The sequence below is a fragment of the Paraburkholderia sediminicola genome (genome assembly GCF_046027825.1).
Taxonomy (GTDB): domain Bacteria; phylum Pseudomonadota; class Gammaproteobacteria; order Burkholderiales; family Burkholderiaceae; genus Paraburkholderia; species Paraburkholderia sediminicola_D.
Map to the genome: position 1 here is coordinate 1 of NZ_JAQQDU010000146.1, position 15,037 is coordinate 15,037.

The window sequence follows — 15,037 nt, forward strand, 5'->3', positions numbered from 1 at the left end:
TTCAAGCGGCTTGTACCCCTCCTCGAGTTTGGTCGCGAGCGCGACATGGTTGACCTGTCGAAAGTGGTACTGACTCACCACAATCTGCGAAATACAGGACGGCAGCCGCTGAATCTCGGGCACGGCGAGACACCGAAATTACCGCCAATGGATGCAGTCGGAAGCGGCTCGGTTCAGGATAAACAGCAGGCGTTTCTCGATGAAATCATCGAGAAGGTCAATGGCCTGTTCGAGGGCGAGCTCACGGACGATGACCAACTCGTGTACGTCAACGGTGTCATCAAAGGCAAGCTGCTCGAAAACGCTATCTTGGTGCAGCAGGCGATGAGCAACAGCAAGGAACAATTCGCCAGCTCGCCCGACCTGAAAAATGCGCTGCTTCACGCCATCATGGATGCGTTCGAAGCACACAGTGCGATGAGCACTCAAGCCCTTAGCTCTGAGCGAGTACGCGAAGGGCTCAAGGACATCTTGCTCGGACCAGCGCAGTTGTACGAAGCGTTGCGCGCCAAGTCAAACAGCGCCGACGGGACGGTTGCCTGAAGCTGAATAGAGCTTGCCCGCAAAGGTAGTCGATAGTGCGGTGGGTTATCAAGTGTAAGCCACTTATGTTGCCTCAATGAATGAAGCCCGCAGGCGTTGGTGCGAGTCGAAGGCGTAATCGCCCACTTTTCTGACTTCGCGCCATGTTGAGCGGTTTGCGTTTTGAGGTAGTTGCTCCTAGGCACCTACATACCAAATCAACGTGCCTTGTTGCGCAGCGACACTGTCGTTCGCTGCGGCCATAATCATCCGCAATCGTGGGTCTAGTGCGGCTGCGGATAACCCAGGTTGGACGCACGCGATGGTTAGACGCAGGTCAATTGGCTGCAGCGATTTTAAAGTTGAAAGGGTTTGGTCACGATTGCCTAGCAGGAGCGGTGAGACGCCTCCCGAGCGATTCGCGACAGTTCGCCGTTCCAGATGACGCACAAGTTCGTCGAGTATCTGGTACCTGACAGATTTCACTGCTTGGCCGACCAATTCATAAACGTCGTCGACACGTTCTCCACTTGCGTGCGCCCCGCCTGCGCCCTTGCAGTGAAACAAGCTGACGTCGTACCTGCCGTCAGGGGCCCGACCCCCGACCACAAAGTCGGCGGCTTCGCCCGACCGATGGTCGTATACAACAAAATCGATGCCGCGTTGCGCAAGCAGATGCTCCTGAAAATGTCGCTGGACGGTTCTGCGCTGGTCATTACGCAGGTCGAACTCCACGCGAATATCGCAGTTTTGCCAATCGATAACGCGAAGGGCCCCGGGGCTGGCGCCTGGGCTTTGCGTCCGCCGATTTAACGTTGTGCCGGTGAAGGTGTTCAACTGGGCCGTGTAGAAAGTTATTGGTTCCTCGTCAAGCCATTCCTCAATGGTTATTCGATTTCCGTCGCGTGATTCCACATAAATTCCCGGCTCGTCTGCAAGGGCGCTGTAGCGTGGACTACGATGAGGTGTGAAGACGAGTCGTCGCGACAGCATGTCGTCGCCAACCGAAAATTGCAGACTCTGTTGGTCTGCATTCACACGAATGTCGGTTATAGAAAGGTCCAACGCACTGCTGCGACGACCTGCGTCGCTCCCAAGGATAGCGGTCGGGTTGCCTCGATAGGTATCGCGGGACCAGTCGCCGGCGACCGTGTCCGCCGGAATGTTGGTCAATGCCTCACCGAACGGAAGGCGGTCGAGGCCGGAGCGACCTATGGCAACGACGGCTGCGGATATTCGGGCGTGCAACGTGTTCATCCAGTCCAACAAGTCTGATAGCGGAATTTTGCCATTCGACCAGACCCGTCCCCCACTGCTGGCGCCTATGATTTCCGACTCACCGTCCACCTCGCCTCGTCCGAAAAAATGGCCTTGGCAATAGACCGCGCCATCCGTATCCCGGACGCCTCTATCCGCTTGGCTGCCTGCAACGATACGATAGCTTTCTGTTGTCGCCACTGGACTGGTGTTTCTCAGTCCGATGCTGAAGAACTCCTGCTGCTCAAGTCCGTTGAGGACGTTACGTACCTTCGCGAACGGCATGGGCGATGCATTGCCGCCGACGATTTGTTCGATGAGGCTTGAATACAGCCGCTCCTTACGCTGCGTAGCGGTTATGAAAAGCAACTGCGTGTCCGGAAAATATTTCACGAAGAACAGGTCGTGTCGTGCGTCGATGATGTCCCGGCCCCGGGACCATATCGGCGCGTTGAGCTCGCGAACGAGAAAGAGGAAAGCGTCGTGTTCCTGCGTCTCCCAGCTTTTGACGACCTCAAGAGCACCAATTTTCGTAATTTCGTTCGCCCCCGCTGGCACCTGACGGGCCACGTACGCCGCGATGTGTTGAGGCAGGAGAAAATGCCGTAGTTCGACTGAATCATAGTCGGCAGAGGGCTGGGTAGATTCACTGAAGCCGCGCAGCGTCTCTTCTGCGACGAGAGACAGCTGTTGGCGAGCGTCTGCTACATTCGCGATAAGGAGGTCCCACTGCACGCCACTCTTGTACAACTCGTCACTTTCGGAATTGATTTCCTGTGGCGCAGCGATAAACGTTGCCTCGCCTGTGCGCACACCATTTGTACGGGCAAAGCGGCCAATGAATTGCAGGGTGGGAACAAGGGAGCGATGCGCCTCGTGTAACACGGCTATCTTGAATTGAGGAAAATCATAGCCCTCGCCAAACATGTCGACACAGACGATGCCATCCAGAGCTCCGTTGCGAAGCCGCTCTTCTATTGACTCGACGGCCTTGGGTGAAAGTCGGCTGGACGCGCTTTCCACGCGCAGGCCGGCAGCAGTGTATTGCCGAGCTAACCTTACTGCGTCGTCGATACGACCGCATCGGATGAGAAGGCGATGCTCACGTCCCGCGTCACGGTCGCGAGCGAATACCTGAACTGCTCGCTCGACGAGAGCAGCGTCGATTTCTTCGCGCGAAGCATATTGAGGAACAGCGACGGGGTCAAAATTCACTTTCCCAAAAGCATTCTCTTCGACGGCACGTTTCAGCGGGTAGTAAAAAACGAGTCGACCGGGAAGCTTGACGCCATCCAGGCGATACGGTGTGGCTGTGAACAACGCGTGTCGAGCGCGGGGCAACGAGCGTATGAACGCTTCCCACGTCTTTGCTGGTGAATGGTGACCTTCATCCATCAGCACTAGGTCAAAGAAACCCTCGGGTGGCCCGACAATTTCCGCGATTTCAGGGCTGGTAGAGTGTGGCGTCGCGACGACGACGTCGGAGGCCTCGAGCGCGAGCCAACCTTCAACACTGCTCATCCGGCCGTCGATGGCGGTCACGATGGGAAGCAATTCACGCTCGGGCTGAAACGTGCCATGCTTAACGAGGACGTCGAGAGAACGAAAAGCGCGCACAGCTTGATTTCGCAAAGCCGCCGTCGGAACAATCACGAGAACCCGGCCTGCCCGTAAAGTGAAGCATGCTCCGGTCATAACGGCGGTTTTCCCATACCCAGTGGGCAGCGACACCACGGCGGGGTCAATTTCTGAGCAGAAATGCGCGGCTAGGGCGTGCAGTGCACCCACTTGGCCCCGCCGCAATCCGTGCCCGGGGTTTTCAGTCTCGAAAAATGAAAAGCGGTGTGCATTATCGCGAAAGAAATTCAAGGACACCCCCGGTTGGCGCTCGTCCGCTGCAGGGTGCCGCGCCAGTTTTTGAGTTACGGTCGATTTCTAATCGTCACATATTAACTGAGAGAGTCGCCGGTTCCTGCTGGACTCGTGGTCGTGCCGGCGTCTCATCTAGAGTGGTTGCGATAGAAATGCTTCTTGCCCTTCACGACGGCGACGTCTTGCGTCCGGCGGAGCCGGCGCAAAGACAGCGGAAGTTCCGCTCTCGGCGGCGATGACTTATCCCACGCGTTACTTTCGGTCGCCGCGCGCTCGGTTGCGATTGTCTGCAATCTTCAACAACCAGTGGATTTCGGAAGGAGGTGAGGAGGTTTCCGCTGCGCATATAAACTAGCTTGACTCCGCAGCGACGCCACTAAGTGAACCAGCGCGACCTGTGGATAACCTTCCTCTTCCCGTGCTCGCGGCGCCCCTCTCCTGCACCTCTCCCAAAAGCCGAAAAGATATACCGACCCCGAAAACCTAAAAAATGACGAACGAAAAGGCGGAAACGCCCGCGAAGCGGGCGTTTCCAGACCAACGAGCCTCGCGAATTGACACGATATAGTTTGACATCTGATTTGGTTATCCTTTTATTTTTCTTTAAAATCAGATGCTTATAGCGACACTTTACGTGGGTTGGTTCCGCTAACCATTTTGAGAGTTACCTTTTTTAAGGTGTAAACAAAAAGCCTGTGACCTGCGTGGTTACAGGCTTTTTTATTACGGCGTGTGCAAGCCCCGACCGAGGGTAAACCTTTCAGCACGGCCCAGCCTGCCTCAGCTGTCCGTTTTCGCTAAATCGCGAACTGCCCCCACAAACCCACCTTGACTTTCATTTACTTGCCGCCAATACTGATTTCATACTTTGTACGGACAAAGTAACAAAGCCGTACAAGTTATCCAAAATAGGAGATAGGCATGGAGTCCGACGTCGCAGTAAAAACCCGCATTCGCGCCAGCTACGGCCGCTACCTCGAAGATTTCCAGGTCGGCGACATCTACGAACACCGGCCGGGGCGCACCATCACTGAAGCCGACAACATCCACTTCTCGCTGCTGACGATGAACTTCCATCCGATGCATTGCGACGCCGCCTATGCGGCCAAAAGCGAGTTCGGCCGGTTGCTCGTCAATAGCGGCCTCACGGTGGCCGTGGTGCTGGGACTGTCCGTGAACGACGTCAGCGGCAAGGCGATTGCCAACCTCGGCTGGAAAGAGATCCGTCTTACCGGTCCAGTGTTTTGTGGCGACACGATTTACGCGGAATCCGAAGTGCTCGAAAAGCGCGAATCGAAATCCCGTCCGGGGCAGGGCATCGTCACCGTGCAGACTCGCGCATTCAAGCAGGACGGCACACCGATCATGGACTTCGTACGCAGTGCCCTGGTGCCGACGCGTGGCAACGGTGTAGGCGACTGACACGCCTGCACGGCTCGAATCGTGGCGACACCACGTCCGCGACTCGCGCTGCCAGACACAACACACAGCAGCACCCAGCGCTAACCTGCCGCAAGAGCAGGCGGCGCACGAATCCAGGCGGCGTCCGAGCAACGCGCCGCAGTGCGGCAAGCGTCATCAAAGCCGCATGCACACCAAGGAGACAAAGGTGGCTATCGGTATCGTCAATTCGGGCGCGCGACTCGATCGCCTGCCAATCGCGTCCTTCCATTGGAAGGTTCTAGGGCTCATCAGCGCCGGGGCCTTTCTCGATGCCTTCGACATCTATCTCGCAGCCGGAGCGCTGGGCGCAATGGTGAAGTCGGGCTTCTCCGATCTGAAGCTGAACGCGCTGTTCATCTCGGTGACCTTTCTCGGCATGTTGATCGGCGCCGGTTTCGCCGGCTATCTGGGTGACCGCTTCGGGCGCCGTTCGTCATATCAGACCAACCTGCTGATTTTTGGCATCGCGTCGATCGCCGCGTGTTTCGTCCCAAGCATGACTTGGCTCATCGCCTTGCGCTTGATCATGGGCATCGGCCTTGGCGCCGAGTTGGTGGTCGCAGCCGGCACCCTGTGCGAATTCATTCCACCTGCTTCACGCGGCAGGTGGACCGCGTTGCTTGCGTTCATCATCAACTCCGGCTTGCTGGTGTCGACCGCGGTGGGTTACGTCGTAATCCCGCATCTCGGCTGGCGCTATATGTTCGCGATTGCTGGCGTCGGCGCACTCATTGTGTGGGTGCTGCGGCATCGCATGCCTGAATCGCCGCGCTGGCTCGAATCGGTGGGCCGTGGCGAGGAGGCCGAAGCGACGGTCTCGGCGATCGAGCAGCAGGTGCAGCGTCAGAAGGGGCCGTTGCCGCCGGTCAAGCGCACCGAAAGTCTTGAAGTGCCGAAAGCACCGTTCTCCGCCCTGTTCTCACACGCGATGCTCGGCCGCACGCTGGTCGCCGCATTGACCGCAGTCGCGGTAAACATTTCGGTGTACGGCTTTGTCGCGTGGCTGCCGACCTTCTTCGTGAAGGAAGGGCTGACTATCGTGCAGTCGCTAGGCTTTACGACGTTGATGGCGTTCGGCGCGCCGGGCGGCGCGGTGATCGGCTTTCTGTGCGCGGATCGCCTCGGCCGTGCGCGTGGTCTCGTAGTCTTCGCGATCGCGACTATCGCAGTCGGTTTCGTCTATCCGAACATGCACGCGGGGTGGGCGATCAGCCTGGTCGGCTTTGTCCTGATCACCTGCATCTACACGGTCGCGACGCTCGGCCTCTTTGCCTACATTCCCGAACTGTTTCCGACCGAGCTGCGTTTGCGCGGTACCGGCACAGCGGGCGTGTGCGGTCGCGCTGCCTCAATGACGACGCCGTATTTCGCGGTGCTGCTCTACAACTCGTTTGGTGTGGCCGGTGTACTGGCAATGGTCAGTGGGGTGCTGGCGCTGCTGGTGGTCGGCATTCTGCTACTGCGTGTCGAGACCAATCAGCACGCGCTCGAGCAGATCTCGCCGAGCCTCGACACCAACTCCGATCCGATGCCCGCTACGCAGCAAGGATAAATCGACATGACTTCACTCAGCTCCTCGGTCACGCTTTCTGAGCAGTACGCACGTTTCGGTCTGGGTCTCCAACTGCGTGACGTTCCGCGCGCTGTCACGACGCGCGCCAAGCATCTGATTCTCGACGCTGTCGGCATCGCCCTGGCTTCGCGTGGTTATCCGTATGCGGATGTGTCGCTGGCGGCATTTTCCGAGCTCGGCAGCGGCACGTCACCAGTGATCGGTCACGGCAGGCGTCTCGCTCTGCGCGATGCCGCGATGATGAACGGCGTGCTGATTCACGGGCTCGATTTCGACGACACGCATTCACGCGGCGTGATTCATTCGACGACCAGTGCATTGCCCTGCGTCCTCGCGCTCGCCGATCGCGATGACATGAGCGGCGCGGACCTGCTCAGCGCATACATCGTCGCGATGGAAGTATCGACGCGCGTGGCGTCCGCCGCGAAGGGCGGGTTTCATCAGGCCGGCTTTCATCCGACGGGCGTGGTAGGCGCGTTTGGTTGCGCGGTCGCGGCGGCGCGTTTGTTGCATCTGGACGAAGCACGCGCGGCCCACGCCCAAGGCATCGTTCTGTCGTTGGCCGCCGGTAGTCTCGAATTCCTCGAAGACGGTGCGTGGACCAAGCGCGCTCACCCTGGTTTCGCTGCCGCGTCCGGTATCACCGCAGCCACGCTCGCCAAGCACGGTTTCACCGGCCCGCGTTCGGCCTACGAAGGACGCTTCGGCCTGTACGCAAGTCATCTCGGCAAGCGCCTCGACGACGCCGATCAGCAACTGGCGACAGAAGGACTCGGCAGCACCTGGCAAATCGACGAAGTCGCGATCAAACCGCTGCCCGCTTGCCACTTCACACACGCGGTGGTCGATGCCGCGATCGCGCTGCATCAAGAATATCGCTTTTCGGCGCAAAACCTCGACTCGATCGCGCGCGTGGTCGCGAAGGTGCCGCGTAGAACGGTTGAGGTCGTCTGCGAGCCGCTCGAGCCGAAGCGCAAACCGGTGACCAGCTACGACGCGCAATTCAGTGTGCCGTACATCGTCGCCACGGCATTGCTGAAGGGCCGCTTCACGCTCGACGAACTCAAACCGGCCGCGCTCGCCGATCCCGCCGTGCTTGCGCTGGCCGCACGCGTCGATTACGAAATTGATCCCGATACAACCTTCCCACGGCACTACACCGGCGAAGTCGTGGTGGAGCGCAGCGACGGCACGCGCGTCGCGCATCGAGAGGCGATCAATCGGGGTTGCGCCGACCGCCCGGTGAGCAACGACGACATCGTCACCAAGTTCCACGCGAACGCTCAACGCAGCGTATCCCGCAGTGCCGCTGAACAGATCGCTCAGGCCGTATTGCAACTCGACGAACGCCCGGCGCGCGCACTTGCCGACACGCTTGCCGGATCCACCGAATCTTCAAGGACGTCATCATGACCGCCACCGAACTCGACACACTGGAAAACGATCAACTGATTCTCGACATGCTGGACCGCTTCCTTGAAACCGAAGTGCGGCCCTACGTTCACAAGTTCGATCACGACGACATCTACCCGGCTGAGATTGTCGAGAAGATGAAGGAGATGGGCCTGTTCGGCTGCATCATCGATCCCGAGTACGGCGGCTTGGGCCTGTCGACTCGCACTTACGCGCAGATCGTCACGCGGATCGCGCGCGTGTGGATGTCGGTGAGCGGCATTATCAATTCGCACCTGATTCTCGCGATGCTGGTGCAACGCAATGGCACGCCTGAGCAGAAGAGCAAATATCTGCCGAAGTTCGCTACGGGCGAATGGCGTGGCGGCATCGGTCTCACCGAGCCCGACTGTGGCACCGATCTGCAGGCGATTCGCACCACCGCGAAACGTGTCGGCGACGAGTACATCGTGAACGGCAACAAGACCTGGATCACGAATAGCAAGCACGGCAATACGCTCGCGCTGCTGGTGAAGACGGACCCCACTGCACAGCCGCGTCATCGAGGCATGAGTTTGCTGCTGGTGCAGAAGGGTCCGGGCTTCGAAGTCAGCCGCCAGCTCGAAAAGCTCGGCTACAAAGGCATCGATACGTGCGAGCTGTCGTTCAACGATTTTCACGTCCCCGCCGATGCATTGATCGGCGGCGTGGAAGGCAAAGGCTTGCAGCAGATACTCGGCGGCCTCGAACTCGGACGCATCAATGTGGCCGCGCGTGGCGTCGGCATTGCACAGGCGGCGCTCGAAGAATCGGTCAGCTATTCGCAGCAACGCAAGACCTTCGGCAAGCCGATCTGCGAGCACCAGGCGATCCAGTTGAAGCTAGGCGAAATGGCGACGCGTGTCGAAGCCGGTCGCTTACTCGTCGACGCTGCCGCCCAAAAGTATGACCGCGGCGAGCGCTGCGATATGGAGGCCGGCATGGCGAAATACTTCGCCACCGAAGCCGCGCTGGAAAACAGCATCGAGGCCATGCGCATTCACGGCGCCTACGGTTATTCGAAGGAATACAACGTCGAGCGGCTGTATCGCGATGCGCCGCTGCTGGTGATCGGCGAAGGTACCAACGAGATGCAGCGCATCATCATCGCCAAGCAGTTGATCGAACGGAGTCCGGTATGAGTCTGCCCCTTTCCGGCGTGCGCGTGCTCGCCATCGAACAGTATGGTGCTGGGCCGTTCGCGACCCAGCATCTCGCGGACCTCGGCGCGGAGATCATCAAGATCGAGCATCCGGGCAATGGCGGCGATGTGGGCCGCGCAGTCGGCCCGTACTTTTTCGGCGAAGGTGATAGCCACTTCTTCGAAGCGTTCAATCGCAACAAGTGCAGCTTGACGCTCGATCTGAAGAAGCCGGAAGCGCGTGCTGTACTGCTTGATCTGGTCGCGAAGAGCGACGCCGTGTTCAACAATCTGCGCGGCGATCTGCCGGTGAAACTCGGCGTCACCTATGACCAGTTGTGCGAGGCCAATCCGAAGATCGTCTGCGGGCATCTGTCGGCGTATGGCCGCACCGGCAGTCGCGCGGCATGGCCGGGCTACGACTATCTGATGCAGGCCGAGGCAGGTTATCTGTCGGTGACCGGGGAGCCCGATAGTCCACCGGCGCGTTTCGGTTTGTCGATCATCGATCTGATGACCGGTACGACTGCAGCGATGGCGCTGCTCGCCGGTCTCGTCGATGCGAAGACCTCCGGGAAGGGGCGCGATATCGACGTGAGCCTCTTCGACGTCGCGCTGCATAACCTTGCCTATGTCGCGACGTGGTATCTGAACGGCGGCGTGGTGACGGGGCGCGAGAACCGCTCGTCGCATCCTTCGCTCACGCCGAGCCAGTTGTACAGGACGCAGGACGGCTGGATCTTCCTGATGTGCAACAAGGAGAAGTTCTGGGGCGTGCTTGCGGAAGTGGTCGACAAGCCGTCGTGGGTGACCGACCCGCGGTTCTGCAACTTCCAGGCACGTCTCGCGAATCGTGAGTTGGTGCAGACCGAACTCGACGCGGTGCTGTCGACCGCGACCACGGCGCAATGGCTTGAACGTTTCGGCGGCCGCGTGCCGGCCGCGCCTGTGTTCGATGTTAAGGAGGCACTGGAGAATCCGTTCGTCGCCGAGCGCGAATGCGTAGTGAATGCCGAGCATCCGCGCTTCGGCAATATTCGCGGCGTGGCCGCGCCGGTGCGGGTCGATGAACCCCTGCCGATGCGCGCCGCGCCGGATCTTGGCCAGGATACGCAGCGTCTGCTCGACGAGTTGGGCTATGACGCAGAAAGGATTGCTTTGCTGAGGGAGGCGGGTGTGGTGCAATGAGGCTGGGCGGGCGACTGCCCGCTCCTTCACTTTAGTGCACATCGAGATGGCCACCACGACAGTCCTTGGGCAACAGCCGCGCTACATGCAGTTGGCACAGACGCTCCTCAACGAGATTCAGGGCGGGCGGTTTCCCATCGGCGCTTTGCTGCCGACCGAGTTCGAATTATGCGAGCAGTTCGGCGCGAGCCGCTTCACGGTGCGGCAGGCGATCAAGCAACTCGAGCAGCGTGGCCTCGTGGACCGGCGCCCCGGCATCGGCACCCGCGTGAAGGCCACGCAGAGCGAGACGGCATACCGTCAGGTGATGGAGCGGCTGAGCGATCTGCAGCGTTATACGGCTGACACGGAATTGGAGATCGCCTCGACGCAAACCGTCGAGATCGACGACGCGGAATTGCTGGAGCGGCTCAACGCGAAGCCGGGCGAAACCTGGCTGATGGCCGAAGGGATTCGTCGAACGCCTGGCAGCATCGAGCCGATCTGCCACACCGAGGTGTACATCCACCCCGCATTCCGATCACTGACGGGGTTGAGCGGGCGATCTCATGTGCCGATCTACACATTGATCGAAAAACAGTTCGGCGAGCAGATCACCGAGGTGCAGCAGGAAATCCGCGCGATCGCGATGCCGGCGAAACTCGCACAACGTTTGAACGCGAAGGCGCGATCGCCGGCGCTGTGGTTGTGCCGCCGCTATCTGAACCGTCGTGGGCAACTGGTGGAGCTGACGATCAGTGTTCACCCGGCGGATCGCTACAGCTATTCCGAAACGTTTCAACTCGACTGGCACGCGAACTAGGCAGCATCGAGCCGTGTGCTTGTGAAGGAGAGCAGCATGGACGCACGCAGTTATCTGTTCGTCCCGGGCGACCGGCCCGAGCGTTTCATGAAGGCGCTCGACGCGGGCGCCGACGCGGTGGTGATCGATCTGGAGGACGCGGTCGCGCCAGCTGCCAAGGAACACGCACGCGAGGGCTTGCAGCGCTGGCTGATGACGGCGGATCGTTCGCGACTGATCGTTCGTGTGAATGCGGTGGGCACGCGGTGGCATGCCGAAGACGTTGAGATGGTTAGCCGTTCCGGCGCCTCGCTCGTGATGGTGCCGAAGTCCGATAGTGCACAGCAACTTGCCGATGTTGCTACACAGTTGCCGTCGCAGGTAAGGATCGTGGCGCTGATCGAGACCGTCGCGGGCGTGGTGGCGATGCGCGAGATTGCCGCTGTGCCGTCAGTTGCGCGACTTGCGTTCGGGACAGTCGATTTTTGCGGCGATGCGGGGATTGAAGGGCTGGGCGTTGAACTGGATTACGTGCGCTCACAAATGGTGATCGAATCGCGGTATGCGGGCCTCGCTGCGCCAATTGATGGCGTGACGTTGGAGCTCGATAACCTTGAGCGATTGACTCAGCAGGTTGCTACTGCGCGGCGGTTTGGGTTCACCGGAAAGCTTTGTATTCACCCTAAGCAGGTGGACCCGGTGAATCGCGGGTTCGCGCCGAGCGAAGAGGAGCGGCGCTGGGCCGCGCGGGTGTTGGCCGCTTGCAGCGCGCATCCCGAAGGGGCATTTGCAGTGGACGGCAAACTGGTCGATAAGCCGATCGTCGATCGCGCCAGGCGAATTTCCGAGTTTGAAGTGCTGGCGCCGTGATCGTTTTTGCCTTCTGCAGCGTGGCTCTTCAGTACACCGCAAGCATGCGGGAGAAGGAATGGCCAACGCTGCGGGAAAATCGACAATGCCGCCGCCGCCAACGCCAACGGTAAGAACCTCTCACCGCCTGAGGTGCTCGAGCGCATCTCTCATCGGCGCACTGGAAATAACAATCGGCCCGGTGAACGGCGTATCCAGATCGGCGATTACATAGATAGCAGAAGCAATCGACACGGCCCCAAGCGAGATCATGACCATTGCCAACGCATTGCGCGGTGCGATCAATCCGAAGCTGAGAAAAATCACGCACAACCAGAACGTCAGCGTCATGAAGAACGGCAGAGAAATCGAACTGTGTGCTTCTTCGATGATCTTCCATCGAGCATCCACGGTTCGCCGATACTGCGTCAACGCATCATCGAGCGCGCGCTGTTGTAACGGATCATGCGCCCGCAATTGCCGCAACTGTCTGCCCACCGCAGTAAGCATATCGCCGAGCCGCACGTTCTCAAGCTTCTGTGTGTTGTCCTGCGTTCCGATGTCTCTCGGATAGTCACCGGTTGGAGCCGGCTCGCCGGGCCATGTCGATGCGATCGCGGCTGCGGTGTACAGGCGCAGCAGGTGCCGGGCCTCATCCGTATCGCCGCCGTATTCCCGCATGGTTGTGTCGAACTCGATCAGGTCAGCCGCAAAGGTGCGCAAATCATTCGACTCGGTATCGAAACTGGACTTCGCCGATGCCGTCATCAACCCGAGCACCAAAGCGGCAAACGTGACCAGCATGCCGATAACCAGTTGGATGAGTTGCACGGTTTCGTGCGCCTTGTGCTCCTCAGGCAGCAGCGGTCGCGCCCACACGCCCAGGCCCGTTCCCACAAGCAATAAAGCGAAAACCAGCAGAGCCGAGCCTATTTCTGACATAGAAATGCTCCGGAGACGCGTGCTTCGTCACTTTCTACCTGCTGCGGCCCGCCGACCACTCGGGTAGTCCCGCAAATGCCATTGCGCGAGCGGCCGCCAACCACCGCTCGTATGTTGATGTATCGCAGACGTATGCGCCATCAACCATAAAGTTTTCTGTCATCCCGCCGTAGACCATCTATGTGGCGTTCGCTTAAATTTTAAACAAGAGTTGCGGACCTGGCCGTATGGGCTTGGGCGCAGCACGCGTGGCCGAGGCTAATTTTCTGAATATCCGGTCAGGCAGCCCAATGGAGACAAGCCCGATGCTGAAAAACCTGTCGATTCGAACCTGCCTCACCTTGATGATCGTGTTTTTCGGCGTGGTGCTGCTGTTCGGCGCCGCCGCCGGCCTGTTGTCGTTGCGTTCGAGCAACGCGTCGCTACAGCAGATGTACACCGTGGACACGCCCGCCGTCGCCGATCTCGAAGGCAGTGCCGGACAGTTGCTGCGCTTGCGTCTGGCGCTGGCGACCTACGCATCGTTGGTCGACCTGAACGATCAGGACGGCGCGAACGCAGTGCTCAAGCGCTTCGATCAGTACCAGAAAGCATCGAACGATCGTCTCGCCCACTATGTGAGCCGTGCGAGCACGGATGCCGACGAACAGCGCCTGATCAAGGACATGCAGGATAAGCGCGACACTTTCCTGCATGAAGGCGTCGATCCGGCGCTGGCCGCGCTCAAGTCTGGTGACAGAACCGCATTCGAGCAGTTGCAGGCGCACAAGCTGCCGTCGCTCTATAGCGCGTATGAGAAGGCCATGCTTACGCTCGAGCAATTGCAACTCGATCACGGCGCCCAGCGCTATCAGGATGCGCAGGACCTGTTCTACGCGATTTGCGTTGCAGTGTCGATTGGCATCGCGCTGTCGCTGCTGGGCTCCTTGATCGGACGGGCCGTCATGGTGCGGGCAATTGTCAGTCCGGTCGACGCGACCATTGCGCAGTTTCAGCGGATTGCCAATGGCGATCTGACCAGCCAGATCGACGTGACGAGCAATAACGAGATGGGTCGTCTCGCCGCGGCATTGCGCAAGATGCAGGACTCGCTGATCGAGACGGTGAATGCCGTGCGTCACGGCACGGAATCGATCGATACTGGCGTGAGCGAGATTGCGGCGGGCAATACCGATCTGTCGCAACGTACCGAGGAGCAGGCTGCGTCGCTCGAAGAAACGGCGGCCAGCATCGAAGAGTTGACCTCGACGGTCAAGCAGACGGCGGACAACGCGAAGCAGGCGAGCTCGCTGGCGCAGGGCGCGTCGAGCCTGGCGGCACAGGGCGGCGATCTGACCGAGCAGGTGGTGGGCACGATGCATGGCATCGTCGACGACTCGCGGCGGATTGCCGACATTGTTGGCGTGATTGAAGGGATTGCTTTCCAGACCAATATTCTGGCGCTGAACGCGGCAGTCGAGGCGGCGCGCGCGGGCGAGCAGGGGCGCGGCTTTGCGGTGGTGGCGAGCGAAGTGCGATCGTTGGCACAGCGAAGTGCTGCGGCGGCCAAGGAGATCAAGGGATTGATCGATGCTTCGACGGCGCGGGTGCAGGCGGGTTCGCAACTGGTGGAACGGTCGGGTTCGACGATGACCGAGATCGTCGAGGCGATTTCTCGCGTGAGTTCGATTATGGGTGAGATCGCGGCTGCGGCGATTGAGCAGAGTACTGGCATCGATCAGGTGAACCTGGCTGTTGCGCAGATGGATGAGGTGACTCAACAGAACGCTGCGCTGGTGGAGCAGGCTGCTGCCGCAGCTAGTTCGCTTGAGGAGCAGGCTCGCAGGTTGACTTCGGCTGTGGCTGTGTTTCAGACGGGGCGTGGGGTTTCTGCTTTTGGCGGGCGGCGAGGTGGTTCTGTCGCTGCGCAGGGGAAGGTTGGTGCGGGTGAGTTTGTGGCGGGTTGATGGTGGGGTGCAGGTACGGTGCTTTGTCTGTTTGCCTACGGTGTTGAGCTTTGCCTGGTTTGTTTGTCTTCGCGACGCTTTTTGTCTGTACG

10 protein-coding genes and 1 pseudogene are annotated in these 15,037 nt (G+C 59.8%); 9 read left to right on the forward strand and 2 right to left on the reverse strand.

The genetic code is table 11. The features are described 5' to 3' along the window. Positions 1-543, forward strand: a pseudogene (locus tag PQQ96_RS39595) (type I restriction endonuclease subunit R); the annotation flags it as partial. A gap of 177 nt (positions 544-720) precedes the next feature. On the opposite strand, the gene PQQ96_RS39600 reads toward PQQ96_RS39595, so the two are convergent. Then, on the reverse strand, positions 721-3,648 hold the full coding sequence (locus PQQ96_RS39600; RefSeq protein WP_408302497.1) for a DEAD/DEAH box helicase: 2,928 nt from the start codon (positions 3,646-3,648) through the stop codon (positions 721-723). Between the two features lie 924 nt (positions 3,649-4,572). Here PQQ96_RS39600 and PQQ96_RS39605 point away from each other — a divergent pair. The 7 genes from PQQ96_RS39605 (at position 4,573) to PQQ96_RS39635 (ending at position 12,078) form a co-directional block, all read left to right on the forward strand. After that, positions 4,573-5,073 (forward strand): MaoC family dehydratase, encoded by a 501-nt coding sequence (locus PQQ96_RS39605; protein WP_408302499.1) that lies wholly within the window; start codon positions 4,573-4,575, stop codon positions 5,071-5,073. A gap of 166 nt (positions 5,074-5,239) precedes the next feature. Next, the gene (locus tag PQQ96_RS39610) at positions 5,240-6,646 is read left to right on the forward strand and encodes an MFS transporter (protein WP_408302501.1); all 1,407 of its coding nucleotides are present in this window, start codon (positions 5,240-5,242) and stop codon (positions 6,644-6,646) included. A 6-nt stretch (positions 6,647-6,652) separates the two neighbouring features. Beyond that, positions 6,653-8,080: an MmgE/PrpD family protein gene (locus PQQ96_RS39615; RefSeq protein ID WP_408302503.1), complete on the forward strand. Its 1,428-nt coding sequence runs from the start codon at positions 6,653-6,655 to the stop codon at positions 8,078-8,080. Beyond that, positions 8,077-9,240, forward strand: coding sequence for an acyl-CoA dehydrogenase family protein (locus PQQ96_RS39620; protein WP_408302504.1), 1,164 nt, complete (start codon positions 8,077-8,079; stop codon positions 9,238-9,240). Before PQQ96_RS39615 ends, PQQ96_RS39620 begins: the two co-directional genes overlap by 4 nt. Further along, on the forward strand, positions 9,237-10,427 hold the full coding sequence (locus PQQ96_RS39625) for a CaiB/BaiF CoA transferase family protein (RefSeq protein ID WP_408302506.1): 1,191 nt from the start codon (positions 9,237-9,239) through the stop codon (positions 10,425-10,427). Before PQQ96_RS39620 ends, PQQ96_RS39625 begins: the two co-directional genes overlap by 4 nt. A 46-nt stretch (positions 10,428-10,473) precedes the next feature. Further along, a complete protein-coding gene (locus PQQ96_RS39630) occupies positions 10,474-11,229 on the forward strand; it encodes a GntR family transcriptional regulator (protein ID WP_408302507.1) in 756 nt (251 codons plus the stop codon). Between the two features lie 36 nt (positions 11,230-11,265). Continuing rightward, positions 11,266-12,078 (forward strand): HpcH/HpaI aldolase/citrate lyase family protein, encoded by an 813-nt coding sequence (locus tag PQQ96_RS39635; protein WP_408302509.1) that lies wholly within the window; start codon positions 11,266-11,268, stop codon positions 12,076-12,078. 120 nt (positions 12,079-12,198) lie between these two features. Here PQQ96_RS39635 and PQQ96_RS39640 read toward each other — a convergent pair whose 3' ends face one another. Continuing rightward, positions 12,199-12,999, reverse strand: coding sequence for a bestrophin-like domain (locus tag PQQ96_RS39640; protein WP_408302510.1), 801 nt, complete (start codon positions 12,997-12,999; stop codon positions 12,199-12,201). Between the two features lie 305 nt (positions 13,000-13,304). On the opposite strand from PQQ96_RS39640, the gene PQQ96_RS39645 reads away from it, so the two are divergent. Then, positions 13,305-14,945, forward strand: a complete 1,641-nt coding sequence (locus PQQ96_RS39645) for a methyl-accepting chemotaxis protein (protein ID WP_408302512.1) — start codon at positions 13,305-13,307, stop codon at positions 14,943-14,945. Positions 14,946-15,037 lie beyond the last annotated feature (92 nt).

Excerpts from the sequence above, each read along its gene's own strand:
- PQQ96_RS39610 (WP_408302501.1), top strand. The coding sequence starts at position 5,240 with ATGCACACCAAGGAGACAAAGGTGGCTATCGGTATCGTCAATTCGGGC.
- PQQ96_RS39605 (WP_408302499.1), top strand. The coding sequence starts at position 4,573 with ATGGAGTCCGACGTCGCAGTAAAAACCCGCATTCGCGCCAGCTACGGC.
- PQQ96_RS39635 (WP_408302509.1), top strand. The coding sequence starts at position 11,266 with ATGGACGCACGCAGTTATCTGTTCGTCCCGGGCGACCGGCCCGAGCGT.
- PQQ96_RS39630 (WP_408302507.1), top strand. The coding sequence starts at position 10,474 with ATGGCCACCACGACAGTCCTTGGGCAACAGCCGCGCTACATGCAGTTG.
- PQQ96_RS39645 (WP_408302512.1), top strand. The coding sequence starts at position 13,305 with ATGCTGAAAAACCTGTCGATTCGAACCTGCCTCACCTTGATGATCGTG.
- PQQ96_RS39620 (WP_408302504.1), top strand. The coding sequence starts at position 8,077 with ATGACCGCCACCGAACTCGACACACTGGAAAACGATCAACTGATTCTC.
- PQQ96_RS39640 (WP_408302510.1), bottom strand. The coding sequence starts at position 12,999 with ATGTCAGAAATAGGCTCGGCTCTGCTGGTTTTCGCTTTATTGCTTGTG.
- PQQ96_RS39625 (WP_408302506.1), top strand. The coding sequence starts at position 9,237 with ATGAGTCTGCCCCTTTCCGGCGTGCGCGTGCTCGCCATCGAACAGTAT.
- PQQ96_RS39615 (WP_408302503.1), top strand. The coding sequence starts at position 6,653 with ATGACTTCACTCAGCTCCTCGGTCACGCTTTCTGAGCAGTACGCACGT.